Origin of the sequence: Novosphingobium sp. (assembly GCF_965214355.1) — a bacterium.
In the GTDB taxonomy this organism is placed as follows: Bacteria; Pseudomonadota; Alphaproteobacteria; order Sphingomonadales; family Sphingomonadaceae; genus Novosphingobium.
The window spans coordinates 73,761-89,649 of record NZ_CBDCBI010000002.1; the positions used below are offsets into that span (position 1 = coordinate 73,761).

A 15,889-nucleotide genomic window follows, 5' to 3' on the forward strand; every position below is an offset into this window, starting at 1 on the left:
GAGTTTGAAACGATGGCTTTGCGTTTGTTGCAGCACCGCGCGCCGGATGGCGCACGCTGCGTCCTGTTTGCCGATGGCGCGCAGGCCCATGTGGTGCCGGGCGTGGCATCGATCCGCGAACTGGCCTTGCGCGCCATTGCCGCCGGCACCACTCTTGCCCGGGCGGCGCGCGATGCAGGCCTGGGCGCGGCGGTCGACATTGCCCGCGAACTCGATGCCGGACACCTTTTGCCGCCGATCGATCACGCCGATCCGGCGCACCTGATCCTGTCCGGCACGGGGCTCACCCATCTCGGCTCTGCCGAAGGGCGCGACAAGATGCATGCCGCTGCAGCGTCGGGGCAGACCATGACGGATTCGATGCGGATGTTCCTGGATGGCGTGGCCGGGGGCAAGCCTGCGGATGGCAACATCGGGCAACAGCCCGAATGGTTCTACAAGGGCGACGGCTCGCAACTGGTCGGCCCCGATGCGCCGCTGGCCATGCCCGCATTCGCGCAGGATGGCGGGGAAGAACCCGAACTGGCCGGGATTTACCTGATCGGCGATGACGGCACACCATTCCGTCTCGGCTTTGCGCTGGCCAATGAATTCAGCGACCATGTCACCGAACGCCACAACTATCTGTGGCTGGCGCATTCGAAACTGCGCCAGGCGGCACTCGGGCCGGAGCTGCTGATCGACGCGGCCCCCGATGATGTACGCGGGACGAGCCGCATCCGCCGCGATGGCACGGTGATCTGGGAAAAACCGTTCCTGTCGGGCGAAACGAACATGTCGCACAGCCTCGCCAATCTGGAACATCACCATTTCAAATACGATCTGTTCCGGCGCCCGGGCGATGTGCATGTGCATTTCTTCGGAACCGCGACGCTATCGTTCTCGGACGATCTGCGTACGCAGGAGGGCGACGTGTTCGAGATCGAGGCGGCGCCGTTCACGCTGCCGCTGCGCAACCCGTTAACGCGTGCAGAGCCATACGCTGCATCAGTGAAAGTGCTGTAGCGACATGGCCGCGCCAATTCGTATCGCAGTTGCAGGCGTGGGCAAGATCGCACGCGACCAGCACCTGCCGGCGATCGCGGCCAGCCCCGATTTCCAACTGGCTGCCGTCGTCGATCTTCATGATCCGCAGCTGACTGTGCCGTGGTTTGCCACGCTGGATGCGCTGCTCGATCAGGGCCCTGCGATCGATGCCGTGGTGCTGTGCACGCCGCCGCAAGTGCGGTACGCGCTGGCCGCTGCTGCCATCAGCCACGGTTTGCATGTGTTTCTGGAAAAGCCGCCGGGTGCGACTTTGGCCGAAGTGGAGCTGCTGCGCACGGCAGCGCACGATCGCGGGGTCAGCCTGTTCGCCGCATGGCATTCGCGCTTTGCGGCCGCGGTGGAGCCGGCCAGAACCTGGCTGGCGGACCGCACCATCCGGTCGGTGCACATCGTATGGCGCGAAGATGTGCGGGTGTGGCATCCCGGCCAGGCGTGGATCTGGCAGGCGGGTGGCCTGGGTGTATTCGATCCCGGCATCAATGCGCTGTCGATCGCCACGGCCATTTTGCCGCAGCCCTTTTTCCTGACCCGGGCAACCCTGCTGGTCCCGGCCAATCGCGCGGCGCCGATCGCTGCCGACCTGGCCTTTACCGACAGCCGGCAGACCGCGATCACGATGGATCTGGACTGGCGCCAGACCGGCCCGCAAACCTGGGATATCGTGGTGGAAACCGACGCCGGGCGGTTGGAACTGACCCATGGCGGCAGAGTCATGACCGGCTCTGACGAAGCGCAGCGCGGCACCGATGGCGAATATGCGGGGCTGTACCGGCGCTTTGCCACGCTTGTGCACACGCACGCCAGCGATGTCGATATCACACCGCTGCGCCATGTCGCCGATGCGTTTCTGCTCGGGCAGCGGACCCGTGTCGATGCCTTTGTCGATTGAGGCGACACAGGTGGGCGCTGACCTGATCGCAGTCGACTGGGGCACGACCAACCGGCGCATCTTCGTGCTCGACCGGCAAGGGGGCGTGCTCGGCGCGCGCCGCGATGCGCGCGGCCTGGTGTCGGTGCCCAAAGGCGGTTTTCCCAGGGCGGTCGCAGAGATCCGCGCGGAATTCGGGGACTATCCGGTCGTGCTGGCGGGCATGGCGGGCTCGGCGAAAGGCTGGGTCAATGTGCCCTATCGCCCGTGCCCTGCGGGTCTGGCCGATCTGGCCGGCGCGCTGCACTGGGCAGAACCCGGCCGCACCGCGATCGTGCCCGGCGTGGCGGATGCCGCAGGTGATGTGATGCGCGGCGAAGAGGTGCAGTTTCTCGGCGCGGTTGCCGCAGGGCTTGCGCCACCGGACGGTCTGCTGTGTCAGCCCGGAACGCATTGCAAATGGGCCCACATGACGGGCGGCGCCATCGCCGGCTTTGCCACCGCAATGACCGGCGAACTGTTTGCGCTGTTGAAGGGTCACAGCCTGCTGGCCGATTTCCTAACCGGCCCGGTGACAGATGGGACCGCCTTTCGCCAAGGCGTTGCCGCGGGCCTGTCGGGGCGGCTGACCACCGAACTGTTCCGCGTCCGCGCCGCCGCCTTGCTCGGCCATCGCAGCGTGACAGACAGTGCGGCCTATGCCTCGGGCCTGCTGATCGGCCATGACGTCGGCGGCGAACCGCGTGTGCCCGGCCGGGCGGTGTATATCGTGGCCGATGCGCCGCTGGCCGGCCTGTATGCGACAGCGGTGGAATTGACGGGCGGTGTCGCCCATCCGGTCGACAGCCAGGCTGCATTTGTGGCTGGCATCACCCAGATCTGGAGGCATGTTTGCGATGACTGACCGGTTCGATCCACACGCGGCGCTGGCCACAGCGGCTGCCCGATGCCCGCTCGTGGCAATATTGCGCGGGGTTCGCCCCGACGAAGTGGTCAACATGGCCGATGCGCTCATCGCGGCGGGGTTCACCATGATCGAGGTCCCGCTCAATTCGCCCGATCCGCTGGCTTCTGTCGCCTTGCTTGCGGCGCGGTACGGATCCGATGTGCTGATCGGCGCCGGAACCGTGCTGACCGGGCGTGACGTCGCCGACGTGCGCGCTGCAGGCGGCCGGTTGATCGTATCGCCCAACGTGGTTCCAGACGTCATCCGTGCGGCGGCGGCGGCGGGAATGATTTCGCTGCCGGGCTATTTCACTCCGACCGAAGCGTTCGCCGCGCTCGACGCTGGCGCGCACGGCCTGAAACTGTTTCCGGCCGAAGGGGCCAGCCCGGCGTATCTCAAGGCCCAGCGCGCCGTGATCCCCGCGCACGTACCGATTTTCGCAGTCGGCGGGGTGACGGAGGAAAACCTTGGCCGGTGGCTGGCTGCCGGAGCGGATGGCGCGGGTCTTGGCTCGGCCTTGTACACCCCGGGGATCGGCGCGCAGGAACTGGGCGAAAGGGCCGCGAATTTCGTCCGCTGCTTGCCCGGCCGTGATGCAGCGCCGCCCGCTCGCTGATCGAGCGGTTCCGGCATTTTTCATTTCAACAGTGTCAGATTGCGGTCAAAGAATTCCAGATACGTCTTCCACAAATGCGCCTGCTTGCCAGGGTTATCGACGCGGTGGTCCTCGCCCGGATAGAGCATCCTGGTGCCGGTCTGTGTCCCGGGCTTTCTCGATCCCGACCGGTTTCTCGCCGACCCTGCCGACCTGATCGAAAACGAGGCCAGCGACCGGCAATGGTATTCGTGGGCCGACTGGTTCGCCTGCGCCGGCCTGCCCGCGCGCCCGGGCCTGGCCCCGGCGCTGCGCTTCAACCATTACACCGATGCGATCGAGGCCGCCCGCGCCGGCCAGGGCGTTGCGCTCGGCTGGCACATGCTGTGCGAACGCTACCTCGATGACGGCAGCCTCGTCCGCCTGGGCGATCGCGAAGTCGCGCCCGACGGGATGTACAACGTGCTGCTGCCGTTGCGCCGCGAACCGGACCCGGTGGCCGGGCTGGCGGCGCAGTGGCTGGCCGAACAACTGGCTGGATGAAAAGCGATCGCCCCCCGGCGATCGCCTTTTTATTGATTCATCGTCGCAAAGAAATCCTCGTTGGTCTTCGATTCCTTCATCTTGTCGAGCAGGAATTCCATCGCATCGATAGTGCCCATCTGCATGAGGATACGGCGCAGCACCCACATCTTCGACAGTTGATCGCGCGGGACCAGCAGCTCTTCCTTGCGCGTGCCGCTCTTGCCCACATCGAGTGCGGGGAAGATGCGCTTGTCCGCGACTTTGCGGTCGAGCACGATTTCGGAGTTGCCGGTGCCTTTGAACTCTTCAAAGATCACTTCGTCCATGCGGCTGCCGGTATCGATCAACGCGGTCGCGATGATCGACAGCGAACCGCCTTCCTCGATATTGCGAGCCGCGCCGAAGAAGCGCTTGGGGCGCTGCAAGGCATTGGCGTCGACACCGCCGGTCAGGACTTTGCCCGAGCTGGGCACGACCGTGTTGTAGGCGCGGCCGAGGCGCGTGATCGAATCGAGCAGGATCACGACATCGCGCTTGTGTTCGACCAGGCGCTTGGCCTTTTCGATGACCATTTCGGCGACTTGCACATGGCGCGTGGCGGGTTCGTCGAAGGTCGAGGAAATGACCTCGCCCTTGACCGAACGCTGCATGTCGGTGACTTCCTCGGGGCGTTCGTCGACCAGCAAAACGATCAGGAACACTTCGGGATGGTTGTCGGTGATCGCCTTGGCCATGTTCTGCAACAGCACGGTCTTGCCCGTGCGCGGCGGCGCAACGATCAGCGCGCGCTGGCCTTTGCCTTGCGGGCTGACCAGGTCAATCACGCGCGCCGACTTGTCCTTGACCGTGGGGTCGAGCGTGTCGAGGCGCAGGCGATCGTTGGGATAAAGCGGGGTCAGGTTGTCGAAATTGACGCGGTGGCGCACGGCGTCGGGGTCGTCGAAATTGACCTTGATCAGGCGGTTGATCGAAAAATAGCGCTCGCCATCCTTGGGCGCGCGCACTTCGCCTTCGACCGTGTCACCGGTGCGCAGGCCCCATTTGCGGACCTGGTTGGGCGAGACATAGATGTCATCGGGGCCGGCCAGGTAATTCGCCTCGGGGCTGCGCAGAAAGCCGAAGCCGTCGGGCAGGACTTCGATCGTGCCGATGCCGAGGATTTCCTCGCCATCTTCGGCCATCTCTTTGAGGATGGCAAACATCAGGTCCTGCCGGCGCAGCGTGCTGGCGCCTTCGACACCCAGCTCCTCGGCCATCGCGACCAGGTCGGCGGGGGTCTTTTTCTTTAATTCTTTCAGATGCATACAATATTCCAGCAAGGAAGGGTGCGGGCCGGACGGTCGATGGGCTTGGGGAAAGCAGACCAGGGTGCGGGCGCATGGCCCGTACGGCTAATATCCGGATTAGCGTGACTGCCTTTATCCCTGCGGGGACCACGCGTCAATCGGCAAGCCACTACCAAATCCTCCCCGTCCCGGGGAGGATTGCTCAGAACGGCTTGATAATCACCAGGATGATGATGATCGCCGCAGCCACCCCCGGCACCTCGTTCAGCAGACGCAACTGCCGGCCCGCCAGCTTGCGCCGGCCTTGCGCCAGATGGCGCGCATAACCCGCCATCCAGAACTGGTACGCGGTCAGCACCAGCACGAACGCCAGCTTGGCGTGCAGCCAGCCTTGCGTGAACCATCCGCCGCCGATCGCCAGCGCCATCCCCAACACCCAGACCAGGACCAGCGAAGGCCACAGGATGATTTTCAGCAGGCGCGCTTCGCGTTCGACCCACAGCGCATTTTCGGGCGCGTTTTCCGGCAGTTCCTGATGATAGACGAAAAACCGGGGCAGCATGAACAGCCCCGCCATCCAGAACACCACAAAGATGACATGGCCGGCCTTGAGCCAGAGATAGAGCATCGTGAGCACCTGCATCATGGGGTTGCAATAAACGGATTTATGCGCTGCCGGAAGGTGTTTCGGTTGGCAAGCCGACTTGTGGTGCGCTTGGTCCATCACTTTTTGCAAGCGGGGATCTCGCGATCCATTTGCCTTTCAGCCGGCTGGTCAGATGCCAGCCAAAGCACCGATCGCAGCGATAGGGCGCCACGGCATGATCGTGGCGCGCCGCAACCACAGCGGCAGCCGCACGGTCGGGATAGCGTTGCTTGGCCTGGCATATCCGTTGGCGTGTCCGCATCGCGTATCAAACCATCAATCTTTTGCTGATATAATAGGGTTTCCAGCTCTTTGACCAAAGACCAACCCAGCGCAATGCTTTCGCAAACAACGCTTTCGCTCACCATCGCGCGCCGGATCGGCTTTGTCATCCTGGCGGTGATGTTTGGTGCGGGCGCCATGATTGCGATCCTGGGCCGGGGGCCATGGTACGATGAATTCTATTCGCTTTACGTCGTCCGGCCGGGAGCGCCGCTGTCCACGCTCTACCCGGCGTGGCTGCGCGACAATCATCCACCGCTGTTCTACGCGCTGGCCTGGGCCTGGTCACGGCTGATCGCGGGGACCGGGTTCGGGGGGACTGGGCTCGCCGGCACGATCGCGGGCATGCGTGCGATCAATTGCGTGCTGCTGGTCACGCTGGTCTGGGTGCTTGGACGCCTCGCGCGCGCGGACGCCTGGTTCGCGCGGATCCTCTGGTACGATGGCCTGGCGCTTGCAGCGACGTTTCCCGCGCTTGATCAAATCGGCCAGTTGCGATCCTATTTCCTGTCGTTCGTGCTCGCCGCGATCGTCCTGCCGCTGCTCGCGCGCGACATCCTCGGCCACGCCGGGCGATGGACACGGATCGCACTGGGTCTTGTCCTGGCCGTCGCGTTCAGCGTCCATGTGCTGACAACCGTGATCATCGGGTCGCTGGTGGCCGCGACCGTACTCCATCATGCCTTTGCCCGGCGGTGGAACGATGCCTGCCGGTTGACCGCAATTGCAGCGCTGGCGCTGATCCCGTTTGCGATCACGATGGCGATCCAGTTTTCGACGATTGCCGCCAACACGCGCGTGTTCTGGATACCGGGCGGATTCAATGCGGGGCGCTGGGCGATCGAAACCGAAGTGCACGATGCGGTCTACGCCAATCCTGTGCTCCTGCTTGTCGCGTTGGCGGGGCTGGCCGTGACTCTGCCTGCCCTGCGCCGGCGCGATCCGGATGCACAAATGTCCGCGGTCGTAATCATAACCTTCGCCGCCGGGCTCGCGCTGGCCGTGGCCGTGCTGATGGCGGCGCACCTCTACCGGCCGATGCTGGTTTCGCGCTATCTTGTCGCGCTCGATCCGATCATTGCGTTGATCCTGGCGATCGGTGCGCATGCGGCCACGCGCCGCCTTGCCGTCCGGGCGGTGATCGTGATCGATATGCTGGTCCTGCTCGCCACAGGGTTTGCGATCCATGCCAATTGCCTCGGCACGATCGCCAAGCCGAGCTGGGATGGCACCGGCATGGCAATCGCCAGGATCGTCCACGCCTGCCCCCAGGCAACCGTCCATCCCGACTTGCACTGGAACACGCTGGCGCTCGACATGCCGCCCCGTGACAATCGCGCGGTCGTGCCGTTCGCCTACCGGTTCGAGGCGCACCGCATGGGCTTTGCCCTCTCACCCGCCGGCTCCCTGTCACCCGGCGGCGCGAACAGCCTGTCGGCGACCTGCCCGAACGTATTCTGGACCGAACATGTCGCCAACCGGCATCCGACCGCGCAGGCGATCATCGATGCCCTGCGCCGCGCCGGTTATCCGATCCGGTCGGGGCGAGTGGAACGCAGCGGCATCGGCTGGATCCTGGTAACGCCCCCGATTGCGTAAGCCGACGCGTAATCAGCGCGCGCGCCATCCGCGCACGACCTGCAACAGCCGTTCGACATGCGCGATCGGGGTGAACTGCCCGATACCATGCCCCAGGTTGAACACATGTGGCCGTCCCGCAAATGCATCGAGCACCGCGCGCGCGCCCAGATCGAGCGCATCGCCGCCCGCCAGGAGCAGCAACGGATCAAGATTGCCCTGCACCGGCATTCCTCCCGGCAGTTCCTTGTCTGCCCAGACCGGATCGATCGTTTCATCGACACCGATTGCACCGACGCCGGTTTCACGCGCGTAGGCAGGCAGTTTCTCACCCGCGCCCTTGGGAAAGCCGATCACCGGCACTTTGGGATGGCGCTGCGCCAACGCGGTCACAATGCGCGCGGTGGGCGCAATCACCCAGCGTTCGAATTCGCGCGGCGCCAGACTACCCGACCAGCTGTCGAACAGTTGCACCGCTTCGGCGCCGGCCGAAATCTGTCCCGACAGATATTCGACGGTCACCGCGACGATCGCATCGATGATCGCCAGGAACGCGCCTGGGTCGCGATAGGCCAGAGCCCGGGTCTCGTGCTGGTCCCGGCTGCCCTCGCCTGCAACCATGTACGTGGCCACGGTCCACGGACTGCCCGCAAAGCCCAGCAAGGTGGTCTGTGGACCCAACTGGCCTCGCACCAGGGAAACCGTCTCATAGATAGCTGACAGCCGCTCCGGCGCCCCCTGGAAAGCCGATAGCGCGCTATCGAGTACGCGCGGCGACAGTCGGGGTCCTTCCCCCACCAGGAATTCCAATGTCTGCCCCATCGCATGCGGCACGATCAGGATATCGCTGAACAGGATCGCGCCATCAAAGCCGAACCGCCGGATCGGTTGCACCGTCACCTCGGCTGCGGCTTGCGCGTCATACACGAGCTCGAGAAACCCGCCCTTTTCGCTACGCAAAGCCCGGTATTCCGGCAGATAGCGCCCCGCCTGGCGCATCAGCCACACTGGCCGCTGCGCCAGATCGGCGCCCAGAAGCGTGTCGAGGATCGGGCCGGGCATCGCGCGTGGGTTCCATTCCATAAACTATAAAGATTCTTAGAATCTGGTTGATGGTATTAGTTGGCCCTGTGGATAACGGGGACGGCGGCGCTCTGCCGCAATTGTTCCCCCATTCCCACAAAAAAGTTCGCCCGCGACTCTCCCGCGCCGGGTGGCAAGGGAAAGTTGTCCGCCTTGTCCACACCCTGTGGGCAAGTGCAGCGCGCCTGTGGTGAAACGGCCGCGGACGTTCGGGTTCACGGGCAGCAAATCGCGGCCGAATGTTGTCGACGGTTTCATCCCGTGGTTTATCCTGTACCTATCCACAGGCAGCGCAAATTGCGGGAAAACGCGGTAAATCGGGGTATCATGCAGCGGCTTCATCTCCACCTTCTGTCGGATTCCACCGGCGAAACGCTTGAAATGATCGCCAAGGCGGCCATGGCCCAGTTCGAAAACACCGATGTCGTCCGCCACTTCTGGCCGATGGTCCGCTCGCAACAGCACCTCGATCGCATCCTCGGCGAAATGAGCATCCACCCCGGGCTCGTGCTGTTCACCGTTGTCAGCACCGAAATCCGCGAACGCCTCGAACAGCGCTGCACCGCACTCGGCCTGCGCAGCGTCTCTGCGCTCGATACCGTTACCGACGCACTCGAAACCCTGTTCGACCAACGCGCCAAAGGCCGCCCCGGCCGCCAGCACCTGATGGACGAAGCCTATTTCCGCCGCGTCGACGCCATTCAGTTCACCATCGCCCACGATGACGGCATCGGCTGGGAAAACTGGGAGCAATGCGACATCATCCTCGCCGGCGTCTCGCGCAGCTCCAAAACGCCCACCTCGATCTACCTCGCCAACCGCGGCTTTCGCGTCGCCAACATCCCGATCGTCGTCGAAAGCCCGCCCCCGCCTTCGCTCTACGAAGTGCGCCGGCCGCTCATCGTCGGCCTCACCACCAGCCCCGAACGCCTGATCCAGGTGCGCCGCAACCGCCTGCTCTCGCTCAACCAGGCACCCGAAACCGCCTATGTCGACAGCGAACACGTCGCCCGTGAAGTGCTGTATGCACGCCGCATGTTTGCCGATAACGGCTGGCCCGTGATCGACGTCAGCCGCCGCTCGATCGAGGAGACCGCCGCCGCCGTGATCAACCTCTACAACGAACGCCACAACGTGCGCGGCGCTACCGGTACCGACATCGAACGCGACACCACCGACTGGCGCGACGGCGCAACAGGATCCGCCCAATGACTCTCATCCTCGCCTCTACCAGCGCCTCGCGCAAAGCCATGCTCGACGCCGCAGGCATCCCCTACGTGGCCCAGGCCGCCGGCGTCGACGAAACCGCCCTGAAACGCGATCTGATCGGCGTCTGCCCGACCCAGGTCGCGATGGTCCTCGCCGAAGCCAAAGCCCTGGCGGTATCACTCGCAACCCCCGGCGCACTCGTCCTGGGCGGCGATTCCCTCGTCGATGTCTGCGGCCGCCAGTTCGACAAACCGACCAGCCGCGACCAGGCCGCCGAACACCTCGCCTTCTTCTCCGGCAAAACCATGGCCCTCTCCTCCGCCGCCGTGCTCGCCCGCGACGGCCACGTCGTGTGGAGAACCGTGGAGACCGCAAAACTGCGGGTCAGACCCCTTTCTCCCGCGTTTATCGACAGCTATCTCCACAGCGAATGGCCCGCCGTCGCGGCCTGCGTCGGCGTCTTCCGCATCGAAGCACGCGGCGTGCAACTGTTCGAACACATCGAAGGCAGCCATTTTACCGTGCTCGGCATGCCGTTGCTGGCGATCCTTGGAGCGCTGCGCAACCAGGGGGTCGTAAGTGCGTAAGGGCCTTTGTGCAGCATTTCGCGCCGAAACGCCAAAACCCCCACGTCTCGTCATCCCGGGCTTGACCCGGGATCCCGCTTGTTCCTTCTTTCGCGCACGCCGATCGACAAGGGCCTCCGGCGGCCAAGGGCCATTGCCCTTGGATCCCGCAAATTTTGGCTTGGCGCGTATTCCAGCCTGCGCGCTCGCCGCGAAGCGGCCTCCAAGCCTGCCGCTTCGCGGCGGGACGCAAACGCAAAGCCGGCGCGCAATTCAAGCCAGTAACGGGATCCAAGGGCGATGGCCCTTGGCCGCCGGAGGCGCTAAAACGCCTGCCGGAGGCGCTCGATGACCAACCCCTACGCAGAAGTCATCGGCGACCCCATTGCCCAGTCGAAATCACCCGCGATCCACACGTACTGGCTCGAACAGCTGAACCTCACCGGCACCTATCACGCCACCCATGTGACCCGCGCCGGCCTCACCGATTACCTCACCCAACGCCGCACCGACCCGGACTGGCGCGGCTGCAATGTCACCATGCCGCACAAGCAGGCGGTCATGCCCTTGCTCGACCACCTCGATCCGCTTGCCGCCCGCGTCGGCGCGGTCAACACCATCGTCCCCGAAAACGGCAAGCTGGTGGGCTACAACACCGATGTGCCCGGGTTTCTCGAACCGTTGCAACCGATGCTGACGCAGTCGCATCTGTTCCGCATGGCACGGATTCTGGGTGCGGGCGGTGCTGCGCGGGCGATCGTGACGGCGCTGGCCGATCAGGGCATGGTGATCGTGCTGGCCGCGCGCGATCCGGCCAAGGCCCAGGTGTTGCTCGGCGAAATCGATCCGACCGGCGAACACCATATCGCCGAGCTCGGCCATTTCGCCGCGCCGACCGATTTCGCCTTCGACGACCGCGCCGGCTGTTTCGACCTGATCGTCAATGCCACTGCCCTTGGCATGGTCGGGCAGGACGAACTGGCGTTCGATCTGTCGCACGCGCCACCGGGCGCGGTGTTCTACGACATTGTCACCAGCCCGCTCGATACGCCGTTCCTGCGCGCGGCGCGCGGCGCCGGGTTTCGCACCGTCGATGGCTTGTCGATGCTGATCGGCCAGGCGGATCACGCGTTCCGCCGCTTTTTCGGCGCGAAACCGCCACGCGGCCCTGCCGACACGGAATTGCGCGCCAGGCTGACGGCATGAGCGCGCGCCCGTTCATTCTGGGCCTGACGGGTTCGATCGGCATGGGCAAGTCGGCCGTGGCGCAGATGCTGCGCGAACTGGGCGTGCCGGTGTTCGATGCCGATGCCGCGGTGCATCGTCTCCAGGCCGCCGGCAGTGCACTGTTGCCGGCGATCGAGGCCGAATTTCCCGGCAGCACGGGCCCCGATGGCGTCCGCCGGGCGGAACTTGGCGCGCAAGTGTTCGGCGACCGTGCGGCACTGGGCCGGCTGGAGGCGATCATGCACCCGGCCGTCGCGCAGGCGCGCGTGGCGTTCATGCAGGAGCATGGCGACGCGCCGCTGGTCGTTTTCGACATCCCGCTGCTCTACGAGCGGGCCGGGCCAGAGGGACTTGACGCGGTGGCAGTGGTTTCCGCGCCCGCCGCGATGCAACGCGAGCGCGTGATGGCGCGTCCCGGCATGACCGAGGAGAAATTTGCCCAGATCCTGGCGCTGCAGGTGCCCGATGCCCAAAAGCGCGAACGCGCCGATCATGTCATCGACACCGGCGTGACTCCGGGCGAAACCGCGCGCGCCGTCGCGGCGCTGGTCGCCGCGTTACGGTTGAAAAATCACACAGCTGATCCGGGCTGAAATACGTGCAACAGCATTTCCCGTGCGATGTCTGCGGGTTGCGATCGTTGCGAAATTTGCGGCACCACCTTGTCAGCGTGGCCGCACAGGTCCATCGTTCATCAAATGCGCGAGATCATCTTCGATACCGAAACCACGGGCTTTGATCCCAAAAACGGCCACCGCCTTGTCGAGATCGGCTGCATCGAGATGGTCAACCGCGTCGCGACCGGCGCGGTGTTCCACGCCTATTGCCACCCCGAACGCGACATGCCGGCCGAGGCCGAAGCCGTCCACGGACTGTCGCTCGCCTTCTTGTCCGACAAGCCGAAATTTGCCGTCCACGCCCCCGGACTGATCGAATTCCTGGGCGATGCGCCGCTGGTCGCGCACAACGCCGCGTTCGATTTCGGTTTCCTCAATGCCGAGCTGGAGGCGGTCGGACACGCGATCATTTCGCTCGATCGCATGGTCGATACGATCGCGATTGCCCGGCGCAAACATCCCGGCGCCAAACTCAGCCTCGATGCGCTGTGTTCGCGCTATGGCATCGACCGCAGCCATCGTACGAAGCATGGCGCACTGCTCGATGCCGAACTTCTGGCGCAGCTTTATGTCGAATTGCTTGGCGGCCGCCAGATCGGGCTGGAGCTTGCGGCAGACGAGGTTCCTTCAGGAACAATCCAGTCACACCAGCCGTTTACCATTTCACGGGCCGGAATGCCTGCCAACACTCTGACCTGTTCCGGTCAGTCTACCCGCCCCTTCCGCACGCCCCGGCCCCACAGCCCGAGCGACGCGGAACTGGCCCGCCATGCGACATTCATGGCGGGATTTGGAGATCCCATCTGGACCCGCGCCTGATCCCCACGCCCGATCGACGTGTCGCCCCGGTGGGCACTCTCGTACAAAGAGGAACTGCACATGGATATTCGCGTATCGGGACACCAGGTCGAGGCCGGCACCGCCTTTGAAGCGCACGCGCAGGCGCGGCTCGCAACGATCGTCGACAAGTATTTCTCGCGCGCACTCTCCTCGCAGGTCACATTGGGCAAGGCGCCGCATGGCGGCTTTCGCTGCGATATCGTCACCCACGTGGCCCAGGGGCTGATCCTCAAGGGCAGCTCGATCGCGCAGGACGCGCACCAGGCGCTCGACCAGTCCGCCGAAAAGATCGACCGCCAGCTCAGCCGCTACAAGCGCCGCATCAAGGACCGCCACGAAAACGCCGTCCACACCCGCCGCCAGCAGGATGCCAACCTTTCGGGCGACATCGCCACGGTCGAAGACGCCGGCTACACCGTCTTTGCCGAACCCGGCATCGATGAAGAACCCGCCGACGCCCCGCTGGTCATCGCCGAAACCCGCGTCGACGTGCCCACCGCAACTGTATCCGACGCGGTGATGATGCTCGATCTGCGCAATACCAATGCGCTGCTGTTCCAGAACGCGGGGACGGGGACGCACAATATGGTCTATCGCCGGGGTGACGGGTCGATCGGCTGGGTCGAGCCGAAGAAATAGGGGTCTCCGGCGGCAAAGGGCCATCGTCCTTTGCCGCCGGTATTTTGCGGGATGCAAAGGCCCATTCCCATACGCCATTCGCCGCTTGCACCTGTACCAAATGAAGCGCATTGGCCCGTCCCGACACGAGCGGCCGGATCTACGGGCGTTCAATGGTAACGCATTTGCAATGAGCGCGCTTTTTTCGATCGATCAACAAGCAGTTCGGGTCATCCGCGCGGATTCAAAGGCGCAGATACTGTCGGCGCTTGCCGCGAACTTTGCTGCTGCCTACGCGCTCGATGCAGATGTCGTGCTCGAACGCATTCTGGAACGCGAGGCGTTGGGCAGCACCGGGTTTGGCCGGGGCGTCGCGATACCGCATGCGCGGATCGCCGGTCTGGCGCGGCCGGTTGCGGTATTCCTGCGCCTGGAAAAGCCGGTGGAATTTGAATCTGCCGATGCGATGCCCGTCGATTGCGTGTTCGGGCTGTTGTCGCCCGACCAGGCGGGCGCAGTGCATCTGCAGGCTCTGGCGGCAATTTCACGGCTGATGCGCGATGATCGCATGCATGCGCGGCTGTCGGCGGCGCCCGATGCCGATGCGCTGTATGCCTTGCTGGTCAATGTCATCGACCGCGATGCTGCCTGAAACGACACCAGGCGCATGACACGCCTGCCTGCCGCTCTGGAGGTCGCGGGACTGGTGCGTGCGACTGCTGCGGCGGGCGGGTTCGCGATGGTCTTGCACAAGGGTGAGCCCGATGCGGGCGTGATCCTGGTGGTCGGGGTCGATCGCGAGTGGCTGGGTACGCTGTACGAGCGCATGCCCGATCCGGCAGGCCCGCGCCGGTGGACGGCGGTACGCGCGCAAACAGCCGATGCGCGTCGTGAATTCGACGAATATCTCGACCGGCGCAAGCTGCAGGATCCCGACCTTTGGCTGGTCGAACTGACTATCGCAGACGTTGAACGGTCTATCCTGAACGCCGGCTGACATTCTCGTTCGTGGGTTGACTCATCCGTTCGACCTCACCAAGGCGTGCTCTCCGCTGATGCGCAGGCGGCAAGACACGGCACAAAGCCGGTTTTGCAGGCACGCAGACGGGGGGCAGACGGCTCGGCTTACGGTTCCGATCGACCATGTACGGCATTCATTGTCGTGGTTGACGGTGACCGCTCCTTGCTCCGATGTCCACCGCCCAATTTGGATAAAGAGTGAGTTACCCGTTTCGCCTGGCCAGTGCGCTTGGTTTTGCCTTGAGCCTGTCTCTTGCGGTATTCGGCACTTCCGGTGCCAAAGCCCGCCCCCAGGACCCGCAGTTGCAGGTCATCGATGCACCTTATGCATCCCCGGTCTCCCTAGACCCGAAGATCGCCGTTACACCGGCAACCACGCCGGTAACGATCGACCCCGCCACCAGTTCGCCCGAAGCCAAGGACGCTGACATCGCGATGTCGCCCGCGGTTTCCCTTGCAGAACTCGTCAATGCGGTTCCGGTTCCCGAAACTCTTCCCCAGGATATCGAATGCATGGCAGGCGCTGTGTATTTCGAAGCACGCAGCGAAAGCCTGGCCGGGCAACTCGCGGTCGGCCGCGTCATTGTCGCGCGCACCGCATCGGGTCGCTTTCCCGAATCGTATTGCGGCGTGGTCATGCAGCACGCGCAGTTCTCGTTCATCCACGGCGGTGCCATGCCGGTGATCAACCGGACGAGCCACAACTGGCTGAACGCCGTGCGCATCGCCCTGATCGCGCACCGCGGTGCCTGGAAAAGCCCGGCCGAAGGCGCGCTGTTTTTCCACGCCGCCCGCATCCACGCCGACTCCGGCAAAATCCGCATCGCGCAGATCGACAACCACGTCTTTTATCGCTGAGCGCTTGCCTCACCACAACGCACATTGTCGATGCGGGCAGGGGGTGACACCCCGCCCGCAGCGACTAGAGTAAGCCCG

Annotated in this window: 18 protein-coding genes; 15 read left to right on the forward strand and 3 right to left on the reverse strand. The window is 64.5% G+C overall.

Annotation, left to right across the window (positions count from 1 at the left end):
* Positions 1 to 12: 12 nt before the first annotated feature.
* The 5 genes from araD1 to ACOOE2_RS00930 all read left to right on the forward strand — a co-directional run bounded on the left by araD1 (position 13) and on the right by ACOOE2_RS00930 (position 3,999).
* Positions 13 to 1,005 (forward strand): AraD1 family protein, encoded by a 993-nt coding sequence (araD1, locus tag ACOOE2_RS00910; RefSeq protein WP_420381148.1) that lies wholly within the window; start codon positions 13 to 15, stop codon positions 1,003 to 1,005.
* A 4-nt stretch (positions 1,006 to 1,009) separates the two neighbouring features.
* On the forward strand, positions 1,010 to 1,936 hold the full coding sequence (locus ACOOE2_RS00915) for a Gfo/Idh/MocA family protein (RefSeq protein WP_420381149.1): 927 nt from the start codon (positions 1,010 to 1,012) through the stop codon (positions 1,934 to 1,936).
* The gene (locus tag ACOOE2_RS00920; protein WP_420381150.1) at positions 1,920 to 2,819 is read left to right on the forward strand and encodes a 2-dehydro-3-deoxygalactonokinase; all 900 of its coding nucleotides are present in this window, start codon (positions 1,920 to 1,922) and stop codon (positions 2,817 to 2,819) included. Before ACOOE2_RS00915 ends, ACOOE2_RS00920 begins: the two co-directional genes overlap by 17 nt.
* The gene (locus tag ACOOE2_RS00925; RefSeq protein WP_420381151.1) at positions 2,812 to 3,477 is read left to right on the forward strand and encodes a 2-dehydro-3-deoxy-6-phosphogalactonate aldolase; all 666 of its coding nucleotides are present in this window, start codon (positions 2,812 to 2,814) and stop codon (positions 3,475 to 3,477) included. The genes ACOOE2_RS00920 and ACOOE2_RS00925 overlap by 8 nt, the downstream gene beginning before the upstream one ends.
* Positions 3,478 to 3,609: 132 nt before the next feature.
* Positions 3,610 to 3,999 carry a LysR substrate-binding domain-containing protein gene (locus ACOOE2_RS00930; RefSeq protein ID WP_420381152.1) on the forward strand — a complete coding sequence of 130 codons (390 nt, stop codon included), beginning with the start codon at positions 3,610 to 3,612 and terminating at the stop codon, positions 3,997 to 3,999.
* Positions 4,000 to 4,028: 29 nt separating this feature from the next.
* Here the strand turns inward: ACOOE2_RS00930 and rho are convergent, their stop codons facing one another.
* Both rho and ACOOE2_RS00940 read right to left on the reverse strand, forming a co-directional pair.
* Entirely contained in the window at positions 4,029 to 5,285 is a 1,257-nt protein-coding gene (gene rho / locus ACOOE2_RS00935) for a transcription termination factor Rho (protein WP_420381153.1), read from the reverse strand.
* 184 nt (positions 5,286 to 5,469) lie between these two features.
* Entirely contained in the window at positions 5,470 to 5,913 is a 444-nt protein-coding gene (locus ACOOE2_RS00940) for a CopD family protein (RefSeq protein ID WP_420381154.1), read from the reverse strand.
* Positions 5,914 to 6,249: 336 nt separating this feature from the next.
* Between ACOOE2_RS00940 and ACOOE2_RS00945 the strand changes: the two genes are divergently transcribed.
* Positions 6,250 to 7,794 carry a hypothetical protein gene (locus ACOOE2_RS00945; protein WP_420381155.1) on the forward strand — a complete coding sequence of 515 codons (1,545 nt, stop codon included), beginning with the start codon at positions 6,250 to 6,252 and terminating at the stop codon, positions 7,792 to 7,794.
* A gap of 12 nt (positions 7,795 to 7,806) precedes the next feature.
* Here ACOOE2_RS00945 and hemE read toward each other — a convergent pair whose 3' ends face one another.
* Positions 7,807 to 8,835, reverse strand: a complete 1,029-nt coding sequence (gene hemE, locus ACOOE2_RS00950) for a uroporphyrinogen decarboxylase (RefSeq protein ID WP_420381156.1) — start codon at positions 8,833 to 8,835, stop codon at positions 7,807 to 7,809.
* 348 nt (positions 8,836 to 9,183) lie between these two features.
* On the opposite strand from hemE, the gene ACOOE2_RS00955 reads away from it, so the two are divergent.
* From ACOOE2_RS00955 to ACOOE2_RS00995, 9 genes are all read left to right on the forward strand, one after another.
* Positions 9,184 to 10,068 (forward strand): pyruvate, water dikinase regulatory protein, encoded by an 885-nt coding sequence (locus tag ACOOE2_RS00955; protein ID WP_420381157.1) that lies wholly within the window; start codon positions 9,184 to 9,186, stop codon positions 10,066 to 10,068.
* Complete coding sequence (locus tag ACOOE2_RS00960; protein WP_420381158.1) at positions 10,065 to 10,652, forward strand: Maf family protein; 588 nt, start codon at positions 10,065 to 10,067, stop codon at positions 10,650 to 10,652. Before ACOOE2_RS00955 ends, ACOOE2_RS00960 begins: the two co-directional genes overlap by 4 nt.
* 327 nt (positions 10,653 to 10,979) lie before the next feature.
* On the forward strand, positions 10,980 to 11,837 hold the full coding sequence (aroE, locus tag ACOOE2_RS00965; protein WP_420381159.1) for a shikimate dehydrogenase: 858 nt from the start codon (positions 10,980 to 10,982) through the stop codon (positions 11,835 to 11,837).
* On the forward strand, positions 11,834 to 12,451 hold the full coding sequence (gene coaE, locus ACOOE2_RS00970; RefSeq protein WP_420381160.1) for a dephospho-CoA kinase: 618 nt from the start codon (positions 11,834 to 11,836) through the stop codon (positions 12,449 to 12,451). The genes aroE and coaE overlap by 4 nt, the downstream gene beginning before the upstream one ends.
* A gap of 105 nt (positions 12,452 to 12,556) precedes the next feature.
* Complete coding sequence (gene dnaQ / locus ACOOE2_RS00975) at positions 12,557 to 13,294, forward strand: DNA polymerase III subunit epsilon (RefSeq protein ID WP_420381161.1); 738 nt, start codon at positions 12,557 to 12,559, stop codon at positions 13,292 to 13,294.
* A 60-nt stretch (positions 13,295 to 13,354) separates the two neighbouring features.
* Entirely contained in the window at positions 13,355 to 13,954 is a 600-nt protein-coding gene (gene hpf / locus ACOOE2_RS00980; protein ID WP_420381162.1) for a ribosome hibernation-promoting factor, HPF/YfiA family, read from the forward strand.
* Positions 13,955 to 14,123: 169 nt separating this feature from the next.
* A complete protein-coding gene (locus ACOOE2_RS00985) occupies positions 14,124 to 14,585 on the forward strand; it encodes a PTS sugar transporter subunit IIA (protein ID WP_420381163.1) in 462 nt (153 codons plus the stop codon).
* Between the two features lie 15 nt (positions 14,586 to 14,600).
* A complete protein-coding gene (locus ACOOE2_RS00990; RefSeq protein ID WP_420381164.1) occupies positions 14,601 to 14,930 on the forward strand; it encodes a DUF1491 family protein in 330 nt (109 codons plus the stop codon).
* 221 nt (positions 14,931 to 15,151) lie between these two features.
* Positions 15,152 to 15,811 (forward strand): cell wall hydrolase, encoded by a 660-nt coding sequence (locus ACOOE2_RS00995; protein ID WP_420381165.1) that lies wholly within the window; start codon positions 15,152 to 15,154, stop codon positions 15,809 to 15,811.
* The last annotated feature ends 78 nt before the right edge of the window (positions 15,812 to 15,889 follow it).